This window comes from Rothia sp. 110740021-2 (assembly GCF_054263775.1).
The window spans coordinates 83,637-106,583 of record NZ_JBSZFE010000001.1 but is presented as its reverse complement, the minus strand read 5'-3'; the positions used below and the strand labels follow the sequence as shown (position 1 = coordinate 106,583).

Here is a 22,947-nt window from a genome sequence, read left to right as displayed (position 1 = left end):
CGGCGGGCACCTTCTCGGGTGCCCGCCGGGGCTTCACTGCATCCAGAGCTCGTCATCCAGAGCTCGTCATCCAGGGTTCGTCGCAGCCGGTATCTCGCTGTATCCGGCAAACAGGCTCATCCGGCGAACGGGTTCGGCGCGCCGATATACTGCAGCTCGGTGTACTCCTCCAAACCCTCGGGGCCGCCCTCACGACCCATACCGGACTGCTTCACACCGCCAAACGGGGCGGCGGCGTTCGAGATGACACCCGAGTTGTAACCGATCAGGCCGAACTCCAGGCCAGCCGCCATGCGCGTAAAGCGCGGGTGGTTGCTCGTGTACACGTACGCCGCCAGGCCGTACTCGGTGTCGTTGGCGAGCTTCAGGGCGGTGCGTTCTCCCTCCTCGCCGTAGCCGCTGAACGTGGCAATCGGGGCGACGGGGCCGAAGATTTCTTCACGCCACACGCGCATCGAATCGGTCACGCCGGTCAGCACGGTGGGGGTCACAAAGTTGCCCTTGTTCAGGTTCTTGGGCATGCCGCCGGTACCGCTCGGAACGTTCTCCTCAAGCTCGGGAATGTAACCGCCGCAGGCAAGGAGCGCACCCTTACCCAGGGCATCTTCCACCATAAAAAGCATGGATTCAACCGCTGAAGGTTGAATAAGCGGTCCACATTCGGTTCCGTCAATGGCTCCGTCACCCACGACGGTCGCCTCCATACGCTCCACGAAGACGCGGGTGAACTCTTCAGCAATGTCCTCGTGCACGATGAATCGATTGGCGGCAGTGCACGCCTCGCCCATGTTCCTCATCTTCGCCGCGTAGGCACCCTCCACGGCGGCGGGGATGTCCGCATCCTCAAAGACGATGAACGGTGCGTTACCACCCAGCTCCATGGAGGTGCGCAGAACGTTCTGTGAGGCCTGCGCAAGCAGGGTGCGGCCCACTGCGGTGGAGCCGGTGAACGAGACCTTCCGCAGGCGCTCATCAGCCATCAGCGCGGAGACAACCTCACCGGTACGGGAGGTAGTCACCACGTTCAGCACGCCGTCCGGCAGGCCCGCCTCACGCATCAGGGAGGCAAAGTACAGGGAGCTGAGCGGAGTCAGGGAGGCGGGCTTGAGCACCGCGGTGCAGCCCGCCGCGAGCGCCGGGGCGACCTTGCGTGCCGCCATAGCGAGCGGGAAATTCCAGGGGGTAATCAGTAGGCAGGGGCCGACGGGGCGGCGTACGGTGGTGATTTGCAGCCCGGATTCGGGGGCGACGGCGGTGCGGCCGAAGTTGCGGGCGGCTTCTTCGGCGTACCAACGCAGGTAGTTTGCCGCGTAGGCGACTTCGCCGCGGGACTGGTCGAGGGGCTTACCCATTTCGAGGGTCATGAGCCGGGCGATGACTTCGGTGCGTTGCGTCATGAGCGTGTAGGCGTGGTTGAGGATGTCGGCGCGTTCGCGGACGCTGGTTGCCGCCCATGAGGTGCGGGCGTCGCAGGCGGCGTCGAGTGCTTCGATACCCTGTTCGACGCTGGCGTCGGCGACGTGCGCGAGGATTTGGCCGCAGGAGGGGTTGTGTACGGGGAAGGAGCCGTTGTCGCCGGTGACCCAACTGCCGCCGATGAGCAGATCGGTGGGCACGTAGAAGAAGGGGTAGGAGGGTCGCTCGTAGGGGTCGATAGGTTCACGCTGCGGCATGTTGATGCTTTGCATGTGCGGTTCGGTGCGGCCTCGCAGCGAGGCGGATTTCGCAGCGGTCTTTGCGGCGGGATTCTCGGCGGAGCTTTCGGGTGAGGTGGTCATGGCGTGCCTTTCGGGTTGGGGCGGCCGGTGCGGTCGACTCTGACGCTTTTAATTCTAGTCCCGCGCGCTCCCCTACCCTGCGAGTCTTCCCCGCCCACATACACATCCCCGCGTCCCTACGCACCCTCGCCCGCTCTCTCCACCTTGCAGTTCACTACCTGGCCGGTGGTGACCTTCTGGCGCAGCTTCATGGTATTTCGAGGGTGGGGATGTCGTACAGGTCAGTCTTTTCACCCAGGTTCTTGCGCATGTTGACCTTGTGCTGGCGCAGTTTGGCGAGGGTGTGGCCGCGCACGTCCATGGACGCACCGGTGGTGTGCTTGATGTTAGTGTTGTGCATGCAGACGAACTGGCCGTCGCTGGTGGTGCGTACGAAAATTTCGACGGCGAGGGCGCCGCGGCGTACGGACTCTGCGTAAGCGAAGGCAGTGTGCTCGGGGCTGATGTTGCCGTCACCGCGGTGGGCGATGAAAAATTCATCGGTCTTGTAGAGCAGCTGATGTGCGCGGGTGCTGGCTACGGCGCGGGCTTCGCCTGCCTGGAACATGAGGGCAGCGGGTGCCAGGGCGGAGGCACCGATGAAGCCGCGACGGCTCAGCAGATTCTTGGAGATCTTCGGGAATGCAGTCACTGTAGTGGTTCTTTTTCGTTTATGAGTTGAGGGTCCGGATTCCCTCAACTCAAGCTGCAACTCCATGTAGGATAAAGATTTTTATCGGTGATTCACTGCGCTCACAGGCAAATAGGGTATTACATGCACCTCATTCTTACCCACTGTGCCATACGGGTGAATGTGTTCCTCCTTTTCCGCTGTTTTTAATAGCGGTATTTCATGCGGCGTTAAAAAATTTCTCGTATAACGGAAAAGGCCGCGCCTGTAGCCCGATTGAGCCTGCAGGACGCGACCTTTTGCGTTGAGTATTTTCGCGGGTTTTCGCCGCTGTTGAAGCTGAGCTATTTTCGCTGGTTCAGCTTACTTCTTGGATGCCTGAGCAACGCGTTCACCGGCTGCGACGGGGCGACGGGACTCAGAGTCCTTGGAGATGTTGAACTTTGCGGTGTTGGTGATCATCACCATGGTTTCCTTAGAGGGGATGCGACCCTCGATAGCTGCCCAGTCGACCTCGATGATGGGGGCGCCTGCCTCAACCTTGTCACCTACGTTAGCAAGCTTGGTGAAGCCGTCGCCGCCGAGCTCAACGGTGTCGATACCGATGTGGACCAGTACCTCGCCGCCGTTTTCGGTGCGGAGCATAAATGCGTGCAGGGTGTCCTGAATCAGTGCAATGGTGCCTGCAACGGGTGCGACGATGGTGCCTGCAGTGGGGTTCACTGCGTAGCCATCGCCCATAACGCCCTGAGAGAAAACGGGGTCGGAAACTTCGCTCAGCGGCAGGTACTCACCGGTAGCAGGTGCGACGTAGACGTCTGCGGACGATGCTTCCTGTGCGGCAGCTTCCTTCTTCTTCTTACCGAAACCAAACATATATGCTCCTTCTGGTCGTGTGGCGCTATGAATAGCGTGTATTTGTAGCGCTGATGCGTCCGCGTCGGATGCGGGCGTCGTTGCCTTATAGTGTCGCATCGGGCGGCGCCTGTCTGGATATTGCAGGGTTCGCACACTCCGGTGCATATGCACTCAGAATACAACACCTGAACCTGCAGCTCATGAGCTGAGAGTCATTCGACTCGAATTCTGCAAATATTCCGCAAATCTGGAACTTCAACTCACACTTCTACACTCTTGAGGTCGCGAGTACACTTAGTGAAGGAGTGGCACCCTCCCCCGAGTCGGTGCCCATAAGAGAGAAAAGGCTGAACTGATGACTGAAGCGGCTGAGACCGTTCTTGAAGTATTTATTCCGGGCCCCGGCGAGAACCCGGAGGATCCGCAGGATATGGAGCGTTCCATCTTCCTGGGTGCCGCGCAGGAGGCGCTGGATTCGGGCGTGGACATTGAGGTGTACTCCACCGACTCCTACCCTTCCGCATTTGAAGAGTGCGCGCCGGTCGCCGAGCAGATTGAGATGAACGGCCGCGAGGTTCTGCCGCTCATGCTCGTCAACGGTGAGGTGAAGGTGTCCTTCGCGTACCCGACCGCCGAGCAGATTAAGCGCTTCTCCCGCGCTCACCTGGTTGCTCAGCCGAAGGCTAATGCGGCAGCGGCTGCGTGCGGCCCCTCCGGCTCCCCGGCAGCGTCAATGATCCCGAACCTGAGCCCTCTGGCGGAGCCTGCAGGTTTCGCGGCGACCCTGGCGGGTAAGGCACCCCAGCCGATTGGCGGCCCCGAGATTGGCAACCGTGTGAACCTCATGGGCGGCGACACCGGCGACGGTATTCCCACCTCTGGTTCAGTGGCTGTGAAGTCCGGCGGCTGCGGCTGCGGTGGTTGCGGCTGCGGCAAGTAAACCCCACCCCTACCCAACTAAGAGCCCTGTTGAGACCCAGCACAGGAACTAACGCGAGTCCCTGCCCCGGCTGACTCTCACCTGAAATTTAAAAGAACGGTGCCCGCCTCCTCGTCATGAGGAAGCGGGCACCGTTTTCGCTTAAAGAAGCTTAGGTTCGCACCCGGCAACACCTACGGAGGTTGCGGCGGGCGAACAGTACCTTACTTGATGGAGGTACCGACGGAACCGAGCTGCTGGCAAGCCTCGACCACGCGTGCGGCCATACCTGCCTCTGCAGCTGCGCCCCAAACGCGGGGGTCGTAGGTCTTCTTGTTGCCGACCTCGCCGTCAACCTTCAGCACACCGTCGTAGTTGCTGAACATGTGGCCAGCAACGGGGCGGGTGAACGCGTACTGGGTGTCGGTGTCAATGTTCATCTTGATAACACCGTAGGACACTGCGTCTGCAATCTCCTGCTCGGTGGAGCCGGAGCCACCGTGGAAGACCAGGTAGAAGGGCTTGTCGCCCTTGCCGTACTTAGCGCCTACCTCGGTCTGGATTTCCTTGAGCAGCTCGGGGCGCAGGTGAACGTTACCGGGCTTGTACACACCGTGAACGTTACCGAAGGTCAGAGCAGCCATGTAGGTACCCTTCTCGCCCAGGCCGATTGCCTCAACGGTCTTGATTGCGTCTGCAACGGTGGTGTACAGGGAGTCGTCGATAGCGCCTTCAACGCCGTCTTCCTCGCCGCCAACGGCACCAATCTCAACCTCGAGAACGAGCTTTGCCTTGGAGGTACGCTCAATCAGCTCAGCAGCAATCTTCAGGTTCTCATCCAGGTCGATTGCGGAGCCGTCCCACATGTGGGAGTTGAAGATGGGGTCTTCACCGCGAGCAACAGCCTTCTCGGATTCTGCCAGCAGGGGCAGAACGAAGCCTTCCAGCTTGTCCTTGGGGCAGTGGTCGGTGTGCAGTGCAATGTTCACGTCGTACTGCTTAGCAACCTCGCGTGCGTATGCTGCGAAGGCCAGGGAGCCAACGACCATGTCCTTCTTGGAAGCGCCGGACCAGTATGCTGCACCACCGGTGGATGCCTGGATGATGCCGTCCGAGCCAGCCTCTGCGAAGCCGCGGATAGCAGCGTTCAGGGTCTGGGAGGAGGTCACGTTCACTGCGGGGTACGCGAAGCCCTTTTCCTTCGCGGTCTGCAGCATTTCTGCGTAAACTTCGGGGGTTGCAATAGCCATATGCTGACTCCTTGGATAGATGCGACCGGTTACCGATATTGGGCCGGTTCACCGTATTTTGTTGGCGCGCGAGACGCCTCCTACTCACACCATTTTACCAAGATACGACTTATTTATCGCTAATTTTTTGTGGGTTTTTTTGGGTTTACCGCAATAAAAGTTCTGCCAAATACCGCGGTAAAGTAGAGGTGTTAATGACTTGATGTATTCTGTGCGCAGGTCAGCATACACATCACCCGGACGCAGCGAAAGGATCCTCCCATGATCAAGGCGAGCGCTAAAAATAATCCGAAACAGCTCGACGCGAAGCGTGAGAAGCGTGCCCGCCAGGCACAGCGTCGTGCTGAGCGTGAGCACCCGAATGCGGCGGCTATTGCCCCGGTGCGCGCCCTGTTGGATGAGGTTCTGGAACGTAAGAGTCGTCATGTTTTGGGGCATGGCGATATGGCGAAATCCCTTGAGTTAATAGAGAAAATGCGTGATGAGGGTGCGAGCGACCACGAGATTGATGTGGCGCTTGCGGAGGCGAAGCTCCCCTCGGTCGTGCAGGTGGGTCGTAAGTCATTGATGCGTTGGCCGAGCTGGTGGTGGTTGAATCGTCGTGAGCGTGCGTTGCGGGCGAAGATTGACCGCCTGCTAGAGGGCTAACTCCCCATTCTGAATAGGTTGCTGGAGCACCCCGTTGTGGGTGCTCTTGTGCTGTGCACTGGTGGGGGAATTGATTTTTTAAACTCAGAGTTCAATTAATCTATTTCACAAAACAATGAAAACCACACAATACAACATGAACCAAATATATTCATAAGATATGCATTATATGTATATAAATTGTTACGTGACGCGGATTATATTTAACCAAATTGTCGTGCTATAGTCATTACAACTCACAGGCGTGTTCCCAACCACATTTCATGTAGCACGTGCTCCAGATGTAACTATTCAAGGAGGTATAGCATGAGCACCTCACCGAACAAGAATCCGCAGACTTCTGCAGCGGATCAATACACTAAGCCCCCCACAGACGACCCGTTTGCACACGAACAGGAAGGCTTCCACAAGGGGCTTGGCGCACGTCAGCTCCAGATGATTGCCATCGGTTCCGCAATTGGTACCGGCCTGTTCCTGGGCACCGGTAGCCGCCTGCAGGACGCAGGCCCCATGCTCGCCGTCATCTACGCCGTCATCGGTTTCTTCGGCTACCTGATTCTTCGAGCCCTCGGCGAGCTGATTCTTCACCGCCCCTCCTCGGGCTCCTTCGTCTCCTACACCCGCGAATTCTACGGCGAAAAGGCCGCATTCGTATCCGGGTGGCTTTACTGGCTGAACTGGGCAATGACCGCCGTTGCAGACGCCACCGCTATCGCCATCTACATCAGCTGGTTCGGTCGATACAACCAGTTCTTCGCAGACATTCCCCAGTGGCTTAGCGCATTCATCGTCGTTATCGTCACCGTGGCCCTGAACCTCATCTCCGTGAAGCTCTTCGGTGAGCTGGAATTCTGGTTCGCGCTCATTAAGATTCTTGCCCTGCTGTCCTTCATGGCGGTAGGTATCTGGTACCTGGTCTTCGGTGAACCCATCAACGGCGTCACCCCCGGCTTGAGCCTTATTGCAGCCAATGACGGCTTCTTCCCCAACGGCATTCTTCCCGCTCTTATCGTGGTTCAGGGTGTTGTGTTCGCCTACGCCGGTATTGAGCTGGTCGGCACCACCAGTGGTGAAACCAAGAACGTTGAGAAGGTTATCCCCCGCGCTATCAACACCGTGATCTGGCGTATCGCGATTTTCTACGTTGGTTCCGTGGTTCTGCTCTGCCTGCTCATGCCCTACACCGCATACAAGGACGCAGAGTCGCCGTTCGTGACCTTCTTCGACGCTATCGGTATTCAAGGCACCGCACCGATTATGCAGCTGGTCGTGATTACCGCGGCTGCTTCCTCACTGAACGCTGGCCTGTACTCCACCGGCCGTATCCTCCACTCGATGGGTGTTGCCGGTTCGGCACCGAAGTTCGCCACCAAGGTGTCCCGCTCCGGCGTTCCGGTGGCAGGTATTCTGCTGACCGGTGTGGTGGGCCTCTTCGGTGTTGTGCTGAACTTCTTCGTTCCCGAGCAGGCGTTCGAGGTCGTGCTGAACATCGCATCTGTGGGCACCATGGCTAGCTGGGCGGCTATCGCAATGTCGCACCAGAAATACCTGAAGCTGGTCGGCGAGGGCAAGTACAAGCGCCCCAACTACCGTGCACCCGGCGGTCGTTTCAGCGACTGGGCTGTGATGGGCTTCCTGGCTGTTGTGCTGGTGCTGATGGCTCTGGATTACCCGGTGGGCACCTACACCCTGGCATCGCTGCTGCTGGTTATCCCGCTGCTGATTATCGGCTGGTACACGGTTCGTGACCGCGTCAACGAGATTGCTCGCATCCGTGAAGGCTACACCGGTTCCGTGCCTGTGATTGCTGCCCGCCCCGTGGTGAAGAAGCTCGTTTCAGAGCCTCGTACCCACATTGACCTGGGTGAGTTTGAGGACGAGGACAACCCGAAGGGCAGCTAACCCGACCGGTTGCCTGTAATCCCGGTAATATCCCGGCGAAGGCGAATGAGGGGTTCTAGACCCTAGCCCTAGTCTAGGAGCTCTAGACTCTAGAACCCCCTCCCCGTACGTCTTTTCGTGTTCGCTTCCGTATTACATCCGTGTAATACATAAAGCAAAGTATATATCTACAGCATTTCTAATACGGTGTGTCCTGCAATATATTTTGAGATAATAGATATCCGCAGTGACCATCAGATGCACAAAGAAGTTTTGTGCAGATATTCAAAGGAGAAAATCATGACTGAACGTCCTAGCGCACACGCGGTGGAATTTGTTGACGTCGCCTCGATGGCGAAGTGGATTCAGAAGGACGGCGTAGGCAACATCATTGCCGGCATGGTCGACTTCCTCGAAGAAGACTTCAAGAAGTGGCAGAGTTTCGACAAGATCCCGCGCGTCGCCTCCCACACCCCCTTCGGCGTGATTGAGCTGATGCCCACCTCCGACAACATCACCTACTCCTTCAAGTACGTGAACGGCCACCCGTCCAACCCGGCACGCGGCTTCCAGACCGTGACCGCGTTCGGTCTGCTCGCTGACGTGGACAACGGCTACCCCGTGTTCCTGGCTGAGATGACCCTGCTGACCGCGCTGCGTACCGCTGGCGTGTCCGCCATGGTTGCTAAGCACCTGGCACGCAAGGATTCGAAGAAGATGGCGATGATTGGTACCGGCTCCCAGTCTGAGTTCCAGGCGCTGGGTATGCGCGCGGTGCTCGGCATTGAGGACCTGTCCGTCTACGACGTTGATCCGCACGCGATGGAGAAGTTCCGCCGTAACCTGGAGCCGCTGGGCTTCCGCATCCACCTGGCTAAGGACGTGGACGAGGCTGTTCAGGATGCCGACATCATCACCACCTGCACCGCAGATAAGCAGCAGGCGAAGGTTCTGCTGGACCGCCAGGTAAAGCCCGGCGTGCACCTGAACGCTATTGGTGGCGACTGCCCCGGCAAGACTGAGCTGGAAAGCGAAATTCTGGACCGCTCCACCGTGTTCGTTGAGTTCCCGCCGCAGACCCGCGTTGAGGGCGAGATTCAGCAGAAGGACCCGGACTTCCCCGTGGTGGAGTTCTGGAAGGTTCTGACCGGTGAGGAGCCCGGCCGCGTGTCGGATGAGCAGATTACCCTGTTTGATTCGGTGGGCTTCGCGATTGCTGACTTCTCGGGTCTGCGTTATGCCCGTGCGGCTACGCAGGACACCGACCTGCAGCAGTTCATTGACCTGGTTGCTAGCCCGGATGATCCGAAGGATCTGTACTCGCTGGTGAACGTTAACGTTCCGGTGGGCTAAAGGGCTCAGTAACCTGACGCTGAGTGGCCTTGAGCTGGCGAGCCTGTAGGTGCGTCGGCGTAGGCTGCGAGGTTGAGAGTGAATAAAGTGAGGGCCGGGGAGTGGTGACACTCCCCGGCTCCTTCTTGTGAAATTTTCGTATGCACGGATTTTCTTGGAGGCTATCCACGGCTGGTTCGCCCGTTCTGCCTTTCAGGTGGCTGCGGCTACTGGCGGGTGGCAATAATTTCGCGCGCCTTCGCTATCTTCGCATCACGATCGGCCTTCAACTCATTCAGCAACGCCTGATTCTTCTCAATCAAAGGACCCTGATAGGACGCCTCAAGATCACCCAGACGCTGAGCCAACCTCACCTTCTCACTACATTGAGCTTCAATGGTTGCCAGGCGGATAACCTCCTCCAACACTTTGGGATCATCAGCATTCAGATTGGCCGTTTCTTTGCTCGTCCATTCACCGTCCCCGGTGCGAGGCGTCAACCCTTCCTGACGCTGGCAGTCCCACCAATCTGAGCGGGCTTTCTTCCATTCAGGGTCAGCCTGCGCGCGTTGGTACGCTTCGCCACGGATACGCTCGACGGGGCGGTACTTTTCCTCATCAGCCACATCAAAATAGAGCATATCCAGTTCTTCCCGATGCTCTTCGCGGCAGCTGGCCCTGACGTCTTCAGGGATGCTCTTATAAATCCTTTCCTGCTCATCTCTGACTTGGATGGACGTAAAATGATTCGCCGCATGCTTCACGTTCCAGGAGCCGTACTGGGAGGCGTTGCCAGAAACCAAGCCATTTTCTAGAATTTCAAAATCGTATCCTTTTTTCGCATAGCACTCTTTAAGAATCAACAAATACGCCCTATATGTTATATCTTCGGCCTGGTCACTCCTGTCGTATTCGTCGAGCGGAAGAGTAATATAGTTATTTTCAAAATCCAGCTGGGCTTTGAGGCTAGTATCTTTAGGCGCAGCGGCACAGGAACTTAAAGCTAAAGCAAAGCAGGCGAACAGAGCAGCAGATTTCTTCATTGTTACCAACCCTTTCAGGGGAATGACGTCGCGGTCATTCATACCCACAACCCGCAATCATTAGCGAGCCGAAGTCAGGAAATCCATCGCATGTCCCAAACCGAATTTGAGAGTGCGATTCTCATATTCCCTGTGACTTGAATTAACACTAGCACACCTAGACTATTTATTTAGTGATTTAAATCACTTATGTAATAATATGTGATTTACCCACTTTAGATATATTTAAATATTATTTACTACATTTACAAGACAAAAAATCCAGATAACATCATACAACCCCACCACAAACAACGCATCAAACCCCGTGGGTACCCACATTCATATGAAAAACTCAACACCCCACCCAAACAAAAAATCACCCAATCCCCAATAAAAACCCCCAACAAAAAAGGTTCCGACGCGCACACAACGCATCGGAACCTTTAAACACCTCATAAACAGCCGCCAAACTACGACGGGATCTGGCCAAACACATGGCGGCGAACCCACGCATGCATCGCAATACCCGCAGCCGTCGCCGCATTCATCGAACGCGTCGACCCAAACTGCTCAATCGACAGAGTATCCTTAGCCGCCGCATGCAGCTCCTCCGACAAACCCGGGCCCTCCTGCCCAAAAACCAGCACACACTTCTTCGGCAGATCATACGTCTCCAGGGGCACCGAATCCGGAAAAATATCAATACCAATAATCTCCAGACCCTCAGCCTGCGCCCACGCCACAAAATCCTCAATCGTCGGATGATGACGCACATGCTGATAACGATCCGTCACCATCGCACCACGACGATTCCAACGGCGACGCCCAATAATATGGACCTCCTTCGCCAACATCGCATTCGCAGTACGCACCACCGTGCCAATATTCAAATCATGCTGCCAATTCTCAATCGCCACATGAAAATCATGGCGGCGCGTATCCAGGTCAGCAATAATCGCGTCCATCGACCAGTAACGGTACTTATCCACCACGTTACGGCGGTCGCCCTCACGCAGCAGCTCCTCATCCCAATGGTCCCCCTCAGGCCACGGGCCCTCCCACGGACCCACACCCACCTCAAAACGAGCAGTACCCTGCTCAGTACCCTCAACAGCCTCAGCTACAGCCGCCTCCGCAGGCACAGCCTCAGCAGGTACAGCCTCAGCCGCCTCACGATTCTCAACCATCACAACCACCTTCACGCCAACAACCAGCGCCACGACCGGCGCCCACAGAGCCATCTTACAGACAAAAACCCGCGCCACCAGCCACACACAGTAGCCAGCGGCACGGGTTCACCCGCCGCAACGGGAACGTCTTAAAAATTCACGAGGTCCTAGTCTAAGCCAGTAGAGACTAGTCCAGGCCCAGCTCATCCTTCGAGTATGCGTACAGGCACGGAACGCCCGCAACCTCTTCCACATGCTCCTTAGCGCCGGTCGCACGGTCAACAATCACAGCAACCGCCACAACCTCAGCACCAGCCTTACGTAGCGCCTCAACAGCAGTCAGCGCAGAACCACCGGTGGTGGAGGTGTCCTCAACAGCAACCACGCGGCGACCCTCAACGCTCGGGCCCTCCACCTGACGGCCCATGCCGTAAGACTTCTGAGCCTTACGCACCACAAACGCGTCAATCGCACGGTCCTGATCACCAGCAGCACGCATAATCGCGGTACCCACCGGGTCAGCACCCATGGTCAGGCCGCCAGCAGCCTCAAATTCGATGCCGTTCTTATCCAGCAGGTCCAGCATGACCTGACCGACAAGGCGAGAAGCCTCGTGGTGCAGGGTAATGCGGCGCAGGTCAACGTAGTAGTCGGCTTCCTTGCCGGAGGCGAGGACCACGTGCCCGCGCACCACAGCCAGCTCAGAAATCAGCTGGCGCAGGCGTTCACGGGCTTCTTCAATAGGGAGGTTTTCAGAAAGCTTAGTCATAGTTCAAGTGTAGCGGCTCACGCGCAGGCGGCGCAGGCTATTCCCTGTGCTATTTCAGCGCTAAGTTATTCCACCACGCGTCCCACCGACGGCGGCAACGCGGCGCGCAACTTCGTCAGCATCTCCTCATACTCGGCGGCAGAATCCGAATCGGCAACCACCGCACCACCGGCGGCAAGAGTCACCGCGCCGTCATCGTGCGCCACGAGCGTGCGAATCACAATCGACAGGTTCGCCGAACCATCCGCCGACACAAAGCCCAGAGCACCCGAATACACGCCGCGAGCGCGATCCTCCAGGCGCTCAATAATCTGCATGGTCGAGGGCTTCGGGGCACCCGTCATCGAACCACCCGGGAAGCACGCCTGCGCGGCAGCCACCGCGCTCACACCCTCACGCAGACGCGAGCTGACCGTAGACACCAGCTGATGCACCGTCGAATAGCTCTCCACACCCATGAGCACCGGCACGCGCACGGACGCCGGGTCAGATACCGTGGACAGGTCATTACGCAGTAAATCCACAATCATGAGGTTCTCGGCGCGGGTCTTCTCATCGGTACGCAACCAAGCTGCAGCAGCCTCGTCTTCCTCCGGAGTGGCGCCACGAGCAATCGTGCCCTTAATCGGTTTCGTCTGGGCGTTACGCTGCTCATCCACGCTCAAAAAACGCTCCGGCGAGGAAGAAAGCACCGAAAAATCACCGCACCGCAGATACGCCGCATACGGCGCCGAATTGTGGGCGCGCTGGCGGCGGTACAACTCAAAGAAAAGCTCCGGGCTCGGATTCTGGATGCGCGCATTCGTCTGCGCGGTCAGGCACACCTCGTAGCTGTTACCCTCGTAGATTTCGTGCTGACTAGCGCGAACGGCGTCCATGTAGGCTTCCGCGGCGGGTGCTGGGAAGAGCAGAGGCTCGGTAAGCTCGGGGGCATTGCCGGGAGTATTTACGGGAGTAGTTTCGGAGGCGCACTCCCCCTCCGGAGTCAGCGCCGCGCTCAGTAGCCGCTCCGCTGCCTCACACCACGACTCATCGCCCACCAGCCAGCTACGCGCCGCACAACCCGGGCGGGCATGCTCATGCACCAGGTAGCGGACCGCCGGCAACCACAGAGAATCCGGGGTCGGCGCCTCATGCGCCGGCAGGTAGCCGGGCACCGGGTGGTCGTGCTCCATGCCCATAGCGGCACGCGCCTCATAGCCGAAATAGCCCACGTAACCGCCACGCAAACCCGCGGGCAGGCCGGTTGCCGCCGCGGTATCCGGGTGCACACGCGGGGCGCAGGCGAGCGCCGCCTCCAGCTGGGCGAAGGGGTCTTCCCCGCCAGACTCAGCCGCCGCACGCGCCGAATCCACGCGCAGGGGCGACAGTTGCGCCGGGATCACACCCACATACGAGGCGACCGACATGGGCGACTCCTCGCGCGCCGAATCCAGCCAGAAGGAATACTCGGCGCCACCGGTCAGCAGCGGGTATGCCTCCTCGCAGTTCACCGCGAAAGGCAGCGGGCGCACGGCAAGCTCCCGCGTCTGCGCATCCCACGGGGTGCTCTGCAGAATACTCGGCAGGGCATGCGGGGACGCAGAAGCGGGAGCGTTCGGGGTAGAAAAAATACGGTCCGCGGAATTTTCAGTCACGGACTCCATTGTATGGCGTGCAGGCGAACTAGCGGTTTAGTGAACGACTGCGGGTGCTTCACCGTTTTCACTGGTCATCGGCAGGCCAGCTGCGAACCACGCACTGGTGCCGCCTGCAATGTTGTGTGCGGCGTAGCCGTGCTCGCGCAGGAAAGTTGCCGCACGGTTCGAACGGCCGCCACCGTGGCAGATGACATAGAAGTCTTCGCCGGGTGCGGGCAGTTCTGCTAGACGCTCGGTGAGGGTACCGAGGGTGATGTGCTTGGCACCGGTCGCATGGCCCCCCTCCCATTCGTAGTCTTCACGCACGTCGATGATGGTTGCGTCTGCGGGAACGTCGCGGGGGTCAACCTGGGGTACAGCGGTCATGGGGTTCTCCTTTGAATTGAACTAGGATGAGCCGGTCGGCACGGCGGGGTGCCGGGTGGGCATAGTTGTGGTTCCACTCTAGCGCTTTGGGGGTGCGTGATGCATCTAGCCCGGTATGTGGGGGCGTGAGATTCGGACGTGGTGCATACGTATGCACCTATAAGGATATAGAATTAAACACATATTGCCCGGGTCACACAGAACCCTGGGCTTTCAGAGAAAAGATTTCCAACATGTCTCACACCACCACAGGTGCCGAACCCAAGGAAACCAAGACCTTCTTCGGCCACCCACGCATGCTCGCAAACCTGTTCACCGTAGAAATGTGGGAGCGCTTCTCCTTCTACGGCATGCAGGGCATCATGATCTACTACCTGTACTACACCGCCGACAAGGGTGGCCTGGGCCTCGACCAGGCCCTCGCCACCGGCGTTATCGGCGCGTACGGCGCAGTCGTGTACCTCATGACAATTCTTGGCGGCATCCTCGGTGACCGTCTCCTCGGCCCCGAGCGTACCCTCTTCTATTCCGCCATCGGCATCATGGCGGGTCACATCTCCCTCTCCCTCATCCCCGGAATTCCGGGTGTGGTGATTGGTCTGCTGCTGGTCGCTATCGGCTCCGGCGGTTTGAAGAGTAACGCCGCCGTGCTGGTCGGCTCCCTCTACGCGGACAACGACCACCGCCGCGACGCAGGCTTCACCATCTTCTACATCGGTGTGAACACCGGTGCACTGATCGGCCCAATCCTGACCGGTTGGGGCTGGACCACCGGCGGTTTCCACCTCGGCTTTGGCCTGGCTGCTATCGGTATGGCTGCAGGCCTGATTCAGTACTCACTGACCCGCAAGAACCTGCCCGCCTCCGTGCACGAGATTGCCACCCCCTTCACCAGCGCTCAGAAGCGTAACTTCTTCCTGGCACTGGTCGGTATCATGGTCGTTCTCGGTATTCTGCTGGCAACCGGCCTGATGACCGCAGGCAACCTCAAGAACTGGGTCATGGGCTTCATCTTCATCGGCGCTATCGCCCTGTTTGCTCAACTGCTGAGCGCTAAGGACGTCACCTCTGATGAGCGTTCCCGCGTCACCGCATTCATTCCCCTGTGGATTGCTAACTCTGTGTTCTGGGCACTGTACCAACAGCAGTTCACCGTGATGGCTGTGTACTCGGATGAGCGTCTTAACTGGAACATTCTGGGCATGGAGCTGAGCCCGAACCTGGTCAACTCCATCAACCCGATCTTCATCATTATCTTCGGCATGATGTTCTCCACCCTGTGGACCAAGTGGGGTGAACGTCAGCCGGTGACCACCGTGAAATTCTCCGCAGCGCTAATTATTATTGGCCTGGCGTTCTGGATCTTCCTCGCTCAGGCGGGCGTTCAGAGCGTGAACGTCGGCTGGATTGTACTGATTCTATTCGTCTGCACCATCGCTGAGCTGATTATTTCCCCGGTGGGTATTTCGCTGGCGACCAAGCTCGCACCGAAGGCGCACCGCGTGAACATGATGGCGCTGTACTATACCTCCGTGGCAATGGGCACCGTGCTGTCGGGTTGGCTGGCTCAGTTCTACAGCATGGAAACTGAGGTTCCCTACTTCACGTGGATGGGTATTATCACCATCGCGACCGGTGTGCTGCTGTTCCTGGTGCACAAGCCGGTTCAGAAGATGATGCGCGGCGTGAAGTAGCCACACGGTTGCTTGCCTACACCGCCAACTCACTGCTTCGGGCAGCGTGAGCGTTTATAGGCATAGGGCCCCGAATCCTTGAATTACCAAGGGTTCGGGGCCCCTACTGTACGCCGGGGTACATGCCCCAGCATATACACCGGTACCCGGAGCCTAGGAATGTTTGGGGGAGGTTCAGGAGGGCGGGTTTAGGGGCGTTCGGGACGTTTTCCTTAATGAGACATTCCGCGCTGATTTTCTTATTAGGCGCCTTAATATCAAAATCAAAGTGTGTTGCACGATACCAAAGGGTACATTCAGGCGCTCACCGACTACCGTGCAGGCGATGCCGGGCCCATCATCGAGCTCTTCATCGACGCCACACAGAAGGCAATTATCAACGCAGAAATCCTAGCGCAAGACATTGAAACCCTACGCGGTGAGGTACTGTCCATTGCCCAGCCTAAAACCCCTCTCCTGCGTTCCCTCACCGACCTGTGCTGTACCGAGCCCGACTTCACCGCACGCATGGTGGAGGAGCACACGCAGGGGTCCCGAGCTAGTGCGTATCACCTTCTCAACCGCATGGTGGAGCTACAAATTCTGTGTGAAGAACGCGTCAAAATTCAGGGGCAAAAGTGTTGACTGTCCCCGCTCTCAACCGCGCCCTTGACGATTTTGCGGCACGAGCGGGACGGCGCGGATAGATGCGCCATTGGGCACGATAACCCGCGCGAAAATTCTACAGCTGTAGGCGCGTTCCAAGGCACGAAACTGTGACGATTTATGTCTCCGCATGAACACGCATGACGAACATTAGAGTCAAATAAGGACGCATTAAGCCACGAACCGAAATCTATTAGACAGTCCTCAACCACAGGTCTAAGGTGATTCCATAACGAACCGGAAGACCCCTTCCGGGACGATCCTTCAACCCTTAGCCGAGGAGAACATCATGGCACTTTACCTGGTAGAACTGACCCCCGCCCAGCCGTCCAAGGACGAAGCAACCGCACTCATCGAGACCATCAACTCATCCCTGAGCCACGGCGCCGAGCTCATCGAAACCCAGGTCTCCGCAGACCACAAGATTGTCTTCGTCATCGTCGAAGCTGAGAACACCGCATTCGGCCCCGACCTCGCCGCAGCCATCGGTGAGCGCGCAACCGTCGCAGGTCCCGACGCAGTCCGCCTGGTCGGAGCAGAGCTCGAAGACATCAAGAAGCTCAAGAAGGACGCAGACTACCTGGTTGAGTGGGACATCCCCGCAGAGATTACTATGGAACAGTACCTGACCCGCAAGAAGGCAAACGCCCCCAAGTACGCTGAAGTACCCGAGGTTTCCTTCCTGCGCACCTACATTCGCGAAGACACCGCAAAGTGCCTCTGCTTCTACGACGCACCCGACGAAGAAGCTGTTGTTCGCGCCCGTAAGGCCGTCAGCACCCCCATTGACCGACTGTTCAAGCTGCACGCATAGACGCGATGCTCCCCGCTTAGGAGAAACCCCATGTCCGAGTTCACTCTCGAACCCCTCTACGATTACCCCCAGCGCGAGCAGGTGCTCGCACTCGCCCGAACCCACGCAGATGCTGTTGACCACGGCGAGCGTTCCCCCTTCGAAAACCTGCGCGAAATCGCTAAGGACGGCCTGATTACCCTGGGCCGCGACGGCGGTTCCCTGGTCCCCCAGGTTTCGGTGGCTTTCGACCTTGCCACCGAGGACGCCTCCACGGCGTTCTCCCTGTGGGCTCACCGTTCGACCATTGCGTTTTTTGACGCTGTGGGCCGCGAGCTGCCCGCCGGTCTGGCGGATGCGACCGTCAGCGGCACCACCGCCATGGCGGCGGCGTACAAGGAGGCTTCGGGTCTAGCACCGATCAAGGTGGAGGGTACCCTCGTTGAGGGCGGTCTGAAGCTGAACGGTTCCGTGTCGTGGGCGTCGAACCTGTACCCGGGCGGCGTGATTGTGCTTCCGGTGGCGGTGCAGAACGCACCGGAAAGCCACCCGAACCGCTACATCGTGACGGTTCGCCAGGACGTCGAGGGTCTGAGCGTTGACTACCACCGCAACCTGCTGGCGCTGAACGGCACCGAGTCCGGCACCCTGAAGTTTGAGGACGTTTTCGTTCCGAGCGAGGACATTCTGAGCGACAACATTGAGGCGTTCCTGCACGATGTGACCGCACCGTTCCTGTTGGTTCAGTCGTCGTTCTGCCTGGGTCTTGCCGCTGGTGCTCTGCAGGAGGCTGCTAAGCACCTGGATGTCTCGCAGGGCGTGTTCCGCCCTGAGTTCCCACTGATTCTGGCGGAGTACCAGAGCCTGCGTGAGGAGCTGGTTCGCCTGGCGTCTGAGCCGGAGCGTGCTGAGCGTCGTGACCTGCTGAGTTTGCGTTTGGGTGTTTCGCACTTTGCAACCATTGCTACTCACTTTGAGCTGCAGGTTGTTGGAGGCGCCGGTTACGTGGCTGGTTCCCCGACTGCTCGTCGCCTGCGTGAGGCGTCGTTCCTGCCGGTTCAGTCCCCGACTGAAGGCCACCTGCGATATGAGTTGGCGCGTTATGATCACTTGGAGAATCTGCGTGATGCTCTCTAAGCTAATGAGCTCCGTGTAGCGAGTGTTTTTATTCACTTTCTGCATCAATACCCCGTATATCCTTTGAATTGCATATACGGGGTATTGATGCATTATGGGCTATATACGGGATATGGGGCCCACGATAAAAGAATACTATGCCCCAATTAACGTATCCCTGCTCATATTTATAGGCGTTTAGCTGTGACCTACACCTGTATACGCGTAGAATTATGTGGAATTTTATACACCACCATATTCATCTCAGGAGCTCCCTTTTGAGCATCTCTAAACTTCTCGGCTTTGACTGGTCAATCCACAGCGACGGCCGCACCGTAAAGCCTGGTTCCGTCGTAGCACCGAGCGAGCGCCTCGCCTGGCCGATTACCATCGGCATTGGCGCACAGCACGTGGTTGCAATGTTCGGCGCGACCTTCCTCGTTCCGCTGCTGACCGGCTTCCCGCCGGCAACCACCCTATTCTTCTCGGGTGTCGGCACGGTCTTGTTCCTGCTCATTACTCGCGGACACGTCCCCTCGTACCTGGGTTCTTCCTTCGCGTTTATTGCACCCCTGGCCGCTGCGAGCTCCTCGCACGGCCCCGCGGGTTCGCTCGGCGGCATCGTCATGGCGGGTATCGCCCTGTTCCTCGTCGGTATGATTGTTCAGTTCGCTGGCACCGGCTGGCTGACCAAGCTCATGCCCCCGGTCGTCACCGGTTCGATTGTGGCACTGATTGGCTTCAACCTGGCGCCCAGCGCTAAAGACAACTTCATGAAGGCACCGATTACCGCGCTGGTAACCCTGTGCTCTATTGTGCTAATTTCGGTACTGTTCAAGGGCATCATTGGTCGTCTGTCTATCCTGCTAGGCGTCATTATCGGATACATCACCGCGGTAATTCGCGGCGAGGTGGACTTCTCCACCATTCACAAGACCGTTGAGACTCAGGGCATCATTGGTCTGCCGCACTTCCAGACTCCCGAGTTCCACTGGGAGCTCGCTGGTCTGTTCATCCCCGTGATTCTGGTGCTTGTGGCTGAGAACATTGGCCATGTGAAGTCCGTTGCGTTAATGACTGACACCAACCTGGACGACTACTCCGGCCGCGCCCTCATGGCGGACGGCCTGGCAACCACCATCGCCGGTTTCGGTGGCGGTTCGGGTACCACCACCTACGCTGAGAACATCGGCGTGATGGCAGCGACTAAAGTGTACTCCACCGCGGCGTACTGGGTGGCAGCTATCTTCGCGATTGGCCTATCCATGTTCCCCGCGTTCGGTGCTGCTATTGCGACCGTCCCGGCAGGTGTTCTGGGTGGTGCCGCAACCGTTCTGTACGGCATGATCGGTATGCTCGGTGTTCGTATTTGGAGCGAGAACCGTGTTGATTTCTCAAACCAGATCAACCTGACCACCGCTGCTGTGGCACTGATTGTTGGTATTGCGGATTACACCTGGACCTTCGGTGAGCTGTCCTTCGCCGGTATTGCTCTGGGTACCGCTGCGACCCTAATTATCTTCCACCTGATGACCTTCATCGCGAAGTACACGAAGGCTACTGGCGACCCGCTGGAGCCTTATGACCCGTCGAAGTCTGAAGGACACTAGGTTTTAGCCCCTCACGCTTGCGCCCGTTGGAGTAATGCTCCTGAGGCGCAGGGTGTAAAAAGCGGTCCGGATGGATTAGATTCCATCCGGGCCGCTTTTTACGTCTTCTGGGTATTACACACAACTGCCACCCTGCTTAGACACAAAACAGATGTAAATCAGACACAAAAATTTGAGTCTAGACATAAATTTTTATGTCTAGACTCAAATTTTTTATGTGTAGACATAAAAGTTTATGTCTGAGTTATATCTGCAAGGGCTCACACAGCCGCTAGCGCTGGATGACTAGTGCTAGGCGACTAGGACCGTTCGGCGAGCATCGCCTCAATCGTCTGCGCCACACCATCCTCGTGGAAGGGCGGGCAGGTACGCCCCACCTTCGCGATGAGTGCCGGCTGACCCGAGGCCATAGCGAAGCCCTCCCCCGCCCAGCAGAGCATCTCCGCGTCATTCGGCATGTCGCCAAATGCCATCACCTCGTGCGCCTCAATGCCGTGGCGTGCCGCGAACTTCTCCAAAATCCGTCCCTTATTCACGGTCTTAGAGCCCATCTCAACGAGCGGTTCACCGACCACCCCGCGGGTAACTGCGACCAGCGAACCTACCGCCTGATGCACGCGCGCTTGCAGGATATCGGGGTCCATGCCGGGCACACGGATCAGATACTTGATCACCGGGGTTGAGCCGATTCGTTCCAGGGAATCAGCAATACTCGACTCAATAACGCGGGCACCCTCAAGCACCTCACCACTGTCGTGCGGCCCCTGAATATAGACGGTGTCTACGGTTTCCAGGGTGTAGGTGGCATCGGGGAATATGGGTTCTAGGAGTTCGTGGGTGCGGGCAATCACCGCGGGATCTGCGCCGTTGATCTCTTCTACCTCATTCGCGCCCAGGTGATACACCACGGCACCGTTAGAGCAGATTGCGTAGGAGTCAAAGTCGGTCTGCTCGCGTAGGGGTGTGAGCCAGCGGCTTGGGCGGCCAGTCACGAAGACGATGTTGATCCCGGCGGCGCGGGCAGCCTCAAGGGCGCGCAGGGTGCGCGGGCGGAACCGGAAATCGTGCCCGATGAGGGTGCCGTCCAGGTCGCTGGCGATGAGTTTAATCATGCAGTGTTTGCCTTCAGTCGTGGGGTGTATCGGTACGGGATAAAGCGCGGAGCTCGTTAGACTGCGCCAGCGAGCCGGTATGCCGCTATGCCGCCGGTTCCGCGTAGGTGACGGTCAGAAATGCGCGACCCAGACCGTGGCCGAGCAGGTTAAAGTTCACGACGGCGGGGCTGGCGTTCTCATCAATGTCGAGCTTCTCCACATCCACGGCGGTGATGCAGAAGATGTAGCGGTGCGGGCCGTGACCAGCCGGAGGGGCAGCACCCAGGAAGCCCGCCACGCCGGCGTCATTGCGGTGCATCAGAGCGCCGGCGGGTGCATCCGCGCCAGTGTCAATGCTGGTCACGTTGGCGGGAATGTTGGAGATAGTCCAGTGCCAGAAGCCGCTGGGAACCGGCGCATCCGGGTCAAAGCAGGTCAGCACGAAGGATTTGGTACCCTCGGGGAAGCCGCTCCAGGACAGCTGCGGGGAGCGATCCTGACCCCCTGCCACGCCGAAGAGGGCGGAGCACATCCATTCAGGGGCGGTGCCGCCGTCCTGAATGTCGGTGGAGGTCAGGGTGAATTCGGGTAGTTCGGGCAAGCCCGCGTAGGGTTCACGGGGCAGGGGTGCGGTGCCAAGGTTGCTCATCATGCTCCTCAATGGTGGGGTGCGGGTGGGTATGGCGACGCCGGCGGACAGAGTGAGCTATCCACCGGCGAGGCATAGATTATTTAGCCGTTGAGTACGGCGTCGAGTTCTTCGCGGGTAGGCGGATTAGCGCCCGCGCGGGAAACGGTGATGCCGGCTGCGGCTGCAGAGAAACGCAGCAGGTCGGCGATGTCTTCGGCGGTCAGTGCGGCTACCTTGGTGCGCGCCTCAGCGCCGGCGATACCGCGGTCGAGTAGAGCCGCAATGAGCGCCGCCATGAGGGAGTCGCCGGCACCGACGGTGTCCGCAACCTCAACGCGGTGTGCGGGCTGGCTAATGCCCTCAGGGTACTTCTTGGTGAAGGCGATGGGGCCGTCCTCGCCGCGGGTGATGACCATCAGCTCGGCGCCGAGGTCAAGCCATGCGCGTGCGCTGTCGTCGAGAGAACGGTCCGGGTAGAGCCACTGCAGGTCCTCATCAGAGGCCTTGACGACGCTGGAGAGGGACACGAACTTTTCAGCCCAGGCGCGGCCCTCATCAACGTTGTGGATGAGGGTGGGGCGGCAGTTCGGGTCGTAGCTGAGCAGGGCACTGTCGCGGGCGGCTTCGAAGGCTACGGCGACCACGTGCGCGCCGGGTTCGAGCATGGCGGCGATGGAGCCGGTGTGCACTGCATCGGAGGTGCGTGCCAGTTCGGTGAGCTTCTCGGCGATGGAGTCGAGGGACCAGGTGATGTCGAATTCGTACTCTGCGGCACCGTCGGCACCAATGGTTGCCTGGGCAATGGAGGTGCGTTCGGCAGTCGGTTCGAAGGGCTGGGTCACCCGCGATGCCTGCAGGTGTGCATTGATGCTTTCACCGTAGGCGTCGGGGCCGTAGTGGCCGACGAAGTTGGTAGAGTGGCCGAGGCGGCGTGTGCCGACGGCTACGTTCATGGGCGATCCGCCGGGGTAGGTGCGGGTTTCTCCGTCGTACTGGTGGACGACATCTACGAGTGCTTCACCGATTACAGTCAACATGGTTCCAATTTTACCTATGTTTTCCCGTGTCGTGGGGTGTGTTTTTGTGGGTATTTAAAGTGGTTTTACTTTTCCTTTTGAG

21 protein-coding genes are annotated in these 22,947 nt (G+C 58.5%); 9 read left to right on the top strand and 12 right to left on the bottom strand.

The window, feature by feature from the left end; translation table 11 throughout:
• Positions 1–116: 116 nt before the first annotated feature.
• The 3 genes from ACUXHH_RS00485 to ACUXHH_RS00475 all read right to left on the bottom strand — a co-directional run bounded on the left by ACUXHH_RS00485 (position 117) and on the right by ACUXHH_RS00475 (position 3,264).
• Positions 117–1,778 (bottom strand): NAD-dependent succinate-semialdehyde dehydrogenase, encoded by a 1,662-nt coding sequence (locus ACUXHH_RS00485; protein ID WP_458390586.1) that lies wholly within the window; start codon positions 1,776–1,778, stop codon positions 117–119.
• Positions 1,779–1,965: 187 nt separating this feature from the next.
• Entirely contained in the window at positions 1,966–2,409 is a 444-nt protein-coding gene (locus tag ACUXHH_RS00480) for a glycerophosphodiester phosphodiesterase family protein (RefSeq protein ID WP_371567888.1), read from the bottom strand.
• 342 nt (positions 2,410–2,751) lie between these two features.
• On the bottom strand, positions 2,752–3,264 hold the full coding sequence (locus ACUXHH_RS00475) for a PTS sugar transporter subunit IIA (protein ID WP_279741888.1): 513 nt from the start codon (positions 3,262–3,264) through the stop codon (positions 2,752–2,754).
• 337 nt (positions 3,265–3,601) lie between these two features.
• On the opposite strand from ACUXHH_RS00475, the gene ACUXHH_RS00470 reads away from it, so the two are divergent.
• Positions 3,602–4,186 (top strand): arsenic metallochaperone ArsD family protein, encoded by a 585-nt coding sequence (locus ACUXHH_RS00470; protein ID WP_279754446.1) that lies wholly within the window; start codon positions 3,602–3,604, stop codon positions 4,184–4,186.
• Positions 4,187–4,389: 203 nt separating this feature from the next.
• Here the strand turns inward: ACUXHH_RS00470 and fbaA are convergent, their stop codons facing one another.
• Positions 4,390–5,415 carry a class II fructose-bisphosphate aldolase gene (gene fbaA, locus ACUXHH_RS00465; protein WP_012902702.1) on the bottom strand — a complete coding sequence of 342 codons (1,026 nt, stop codon included), beginning with the start codon at positions 5,413–5,415 and terminating at the stop codon, positions 4,390–4,392.
• Positions 5,416–5,676: 261 nt separating this feature from the next.
• Here fbaA and ACUXHH_RS00460 point away from each other — a divergent pair, with 261 nt between their 5' ends.
• From ACUXHH_RS00460 to ACUXHH_RS00450, 3 genes are all read left to right on the top strand, one after another.
• The gene (locus ACUXHH_RS00460; protein ID WP_279741890.1) at positions 5,677–6,063 is read left to right on the top strand and encodes a cobalamin ABC transporter ATPase; all 387 of its coding nucleotides are present in this window, start codon (positions 5,677–5,679) and stop codon (positions 6,061–6,063) included.
• Positions 6,064–6,369: 306 nt separating this feature from the next.
• The gene (locus ACUXHH_RS00455; RefSeq protein ID WP_279741891.1) at positions 6,370–7,965 is read left to right on the top strand and encodes an amino acid permease; all 1,596 of its coding nucleotides are present in this window, start codon (positions 6,370–6,372) and stop codon (positions 7,963–7,965) included.
• Positions 7,966–8,244: 279 nt separating this feature from the next.
• Positions 8,245–9,297, top strand: a complete 1,053-nt coding sequence (locus tag ACUXHH_RS00450) for an ornithine cyclodeaminase (protein ID WP_279788272.1) — start codon at positions 8,245–8,247, stop codon at positions 9,295–9,297.
• 206 nt (positions 9,298–9,503) lie between these two features.
• On the opposite strand, the gene ACUXHH_RS00445 is transcribed toward ACUXHH_RS00450, so the two are convergent.
• The 5 genes from ACUXHH_RS00445 to ACUXHH_RS00425 all read right to left on the bottom strand — a co-directional run bounded on the left by ACUXHH_RS00445 (position 9,504) and on the right by ACUXHH_RS00425 (position 14,245).
• The gene (locus ACUXHH_RS00445) at positions 9,504–10,361 is read right to left on the bottom strand and encodes a hypothetical protein (RefSeq protein WP_458391026.1); all 858 of its coding nucleotides are present in this window, start codon (positions 10,359–10,361) and stop codon (positions 9,504–9,506) included.
• Between the two features lie 410 nt (positions 10,362–10,771).
• Positions 10,772–11,542: a TrmH family RNA methyltransferase gene (locus tag ACUXHH_RS00440; RefSeq protein WP_458390585.1), complete on the bottom strand. Its 771-nt coding sequence runs from the start codon at positions 11,540–11,542 to the stop codon at positions 10,772–10,774.
• A gap of 115 nt (positions 11,543–11,657) precedes the next feature.
• The gene (gene pyrE, locus ACUXHH_RS00435) at positions 11,658–12,239 is read right to left on the bottom strand and encodes an orotate phosphoribosyltransferase (RefSeq protein WP_005507935.1); all 582 of its coding nucleotides are present in this window, start codon (positions 12,237–12,239) and stop codon (positions 11,658–11,660) included.
• A 65-nt stretch (positions 12,240–12,304) separates the two neighbouring features.
• Positions 12,305–13,885 (bottom strand): anthranilate synthase component I family protein, encoded by a 1,581-nt coding sequence (locus ACUXHH_RS00430; RefSeq protein WP_458390584.1) that lies wholly within the window; start codon positions 13,883–13,885, stop codon positions 12,305–12,307.
• Positions 13,886–13,912: 27 nt separating this feature from the next.
• Positions 13,913–14,245, bottom strand: a complete 333-nt coding sequence (locus ACUXHH_RS00425) for a rhodanese-like domain-containing protein (RefSeq protein ID WP_279741896.1) — start codon at positions 14,243–14,245, stop codon at positions 13,913–13,915.
• Positions 14,246–14,478: 233 nt separating this feature from the next.
• Here ACUXHH_RS00425 and ACUXHH_RS00420 point away from each other — a divergent pair, with 233 nt between their 5' ends.
• From ACUXHH_RS00420 to ACUXHH_RS00400, 5 genes are all read left to right on the top strand, one after another.
• A complete protein-coding gene (locus ACUXHH_RS00420) occupies positions 14,479–15,939 on the top strand; it encodes a peptide MFS transporter (RefSeq protein ID WP_279741897.1) in 1,461 nt (486 codons plus the stop codon).
• Between the two features lie 270 nt (positions 15,940–16,209).
• The gene (locus tag ACUXHH_RS00415) at positions 16,210–16,563 is read left to right on the top strand and encodes a hypothetical protein (protein WP_458390583.1); all 354 of its coding nucleotides are present in this window, start codon (positions 16,210–16,212) and stop codon (positions 16,561–16,563) included.
• Between the two features lie 310 nt (positions 16,564–16,873).
• Positions 16,874–17,398 carry a DUF4242 domain-containing protein gene (locus ACUXHH_RS00410; protein WP_458390582.1) on the top strand — a complete coding sequence of 175 codons (525 nt, stop codon included), beginning with the start codon at positions 16,874–16,876 and terminating at the stop codon, positions 17,396–17,398.
• A gap of 30 nt (positions 17,399–17,428) precedes the next feature.
• On the top strand, positions 17,429–18,514 hold the full coding sequence (locus tag ACUXHH_RS00405) for an acyl-CoA dehydrogenase family protein (protein ID WP_458390581.1): 1,086 nt from the start codon (positions 17,429–17,431) through the stop codon (positions 18,512–18,514).
• A 257-nt stretch (positions 18,515–18,771) separates the two neighbouring features.
• Positions 18,772–20,103 (top strand): uracil-xanthine permease family protein, encoded by a 1,332-nt coding sequence (locus tag ACUXHH_RS00400; RefSeq protein WP_458390580.1) that lies wholly within the window; start codon positions 18,772–18,774, stop codon positions 20,101–20,103.
• A gap of 299 nt (positions 20,104–20,402) precedes the next feature.
• On the opposite strand, the gene ACUXHH_RS00395 is transcribed toward ACUXHH_RS00400, so the two are convergent.
• From ACUXHH_RS00395 to ACUXHH_RS00385, 3 genes are all read right to left on the bottom strand, one after another.
• A complete protein-coding gene (locus ACUXHH_RS00395; RefSeq protein WP_279741902.1) occupies positions 20,403–21,215 on the bottom strand; it encodes an HAD family hydrolase in 813 nt (270 codons plus the stop codon).
• 85 nt (positions 21,216–21,300) lie between these two features.
• Positions 21,301–21,846, bottom strand: a complete 546-nt coding sequence (locus ACUXHH_RS00390) for a YbhB/YbcL family Raf kinase inhibitor-like protein (RefSeq protein ID WP_458391025.1) — start codon at positions 21,844–21,846, stop codon at positions 21,301–21,303.
• A gap of 83 nt (positions 21,847–21,929) precedes the next feature.
• On the bottom strand, positions 21,930–22,865 hold the full coding sequence (locus ACUXHH_RS00385) for a carbohydrate kinase family protein (protein WP_458390579.1): 936 nt from the start codon (positions 22,863–22,865) through the stop codon (positions 21,930–21,932).
• Between the last annotated feature and the right edge of the window lie 82 nt (positions 22,866–22,947).

Bases quoted from the DNA above. Each gene is read 5' to 3' on its own strand.
- ACUXHH_RS00485 (WP_458390586.1), bottom strand. From the start codon at position 1,778: ATGACCACCTCACCCGAAAGCTCCGCCGAGAATCCCGCCGCAAAGACC.
- ACUXHH_RS00475 (WP_279741888.1), bottom strand. From the start codon at position 3,264: ATGTTTGGTTTCGGTAAGAAGAAGAAGGAAGCTGCCGCACAGGAAGCA.
- ACUXHH_RS00470 (WP_279754446.1), top strand. From the start codon at position 3,602: ATGACTGAAGCGGCTGAGACCGTTCTTGAAGTATTTATTCCGGGCCCC.
- fbaA (WP_012902702.1), bottom strand. From the start codon at position 5,415: ATGGCTATTGCAACCCCCGAAGTTTACGCAGAAATGCTGCAGACCGCG.
- ACUXHH_RS00460 (WP_279741890.1), top strand. From the start codon at position 5,677: ATGATCAAGGCGAGCGCTAAAAATAATCCGAAACAGCTCGACGCGAAG.
- ACUXHH_RS00455 (WP_279741891.1), top strand. From the start codon at position 6,370: ATGAGCACCTCACCGAACAAGAATCCGCAGACTTCTGCAGCGGATCAA.
- ACUXHH_RS00450 (WP_279788272.1), top strand. From the start codon at position 8,245: ATGACTGAACGTCCTAGCGCACACGCGGTGGAATTTGTTGACGTCGCC.
- ACUXHH_RS00445 (WP_458391026.1), bottom strand. From the start codon at position 10,361: ATGAATGACCGCGACGTCATTCCCCTGAAAGGGTTGGTAACAATGAAG.
- ACUXHH_RS00440 (WP_458390585.1), bottom strand. From the start codon at position 11,542: ATGGCTCTGTGGGCGCCGGTCGTGGCGCTGGTTGTTGGCGTGAAGGTG.
- pyrE (WP_005507935.1), bottom strand. From the start codon at position 12,239: ATGACTAAGCTTTCTGAAAACCTCCCTATTGAAGAAGCCCGTGAACGC.
- ACUXHH_RS00430 (WP_458390584.1), bottom strand. From the start codon at position 13,885: ATGGAGTCCGTGACTGAAAATTCCGCGGACCGTATTTTTTCTACCCCG.
- ACUXHH_RS00425 (WP_279741896.1), bottom strand. From the start codon at position 14,245: ATGACCGCTGTACCCCAGGTTGACCCCCGCGACGTTCCCGCAGACGCA.
- ACUXHH_RS00420 (WP_279741897.1), top strand. From the start codon at position 14,479: ATGTCTCACACCACCACAGGTGCCGAACCCAAGGAAACCAAGACCTTC.
- ACUXHH_RS00410 (WP_458390582.1), top strand. From the start codon at position 16,874: ATGGCACTTTACCTGGTAGAACTGACCCCCGCCCAGCCGTCCAAGGAC.
- ACUXHH_RS00405 (WP_458390581.1), top strand. From the start codon at position 17,429: ATGTCCGAGTTCACTCTCGAACCCCTCTACGATTACCCCCAGCGCGAG.
- ACUXHH_RS00395 (WP_279741902.1), bottom strand. From the start codon at position 21,215: ATGATTAAACTCATCGCCAGCGACCTGGACGGCACCCTCATCGGGCAC.
- ACUXHH_RS00390 (WP_458391025.1), bottom strand. From the start codon at position 21,846: ATGAGCAACCTTGGCACCGCACCCCTGCCCCGTGAACCCTACGCGGGC.
- ACUXHH_RS00385 (WP_458390579.1), bottom strand. From the start codon at position 22,865: ATGTTGACTGTAATCGGTGAAGCACTCGTAGATGTCGTCCACCAGTAC.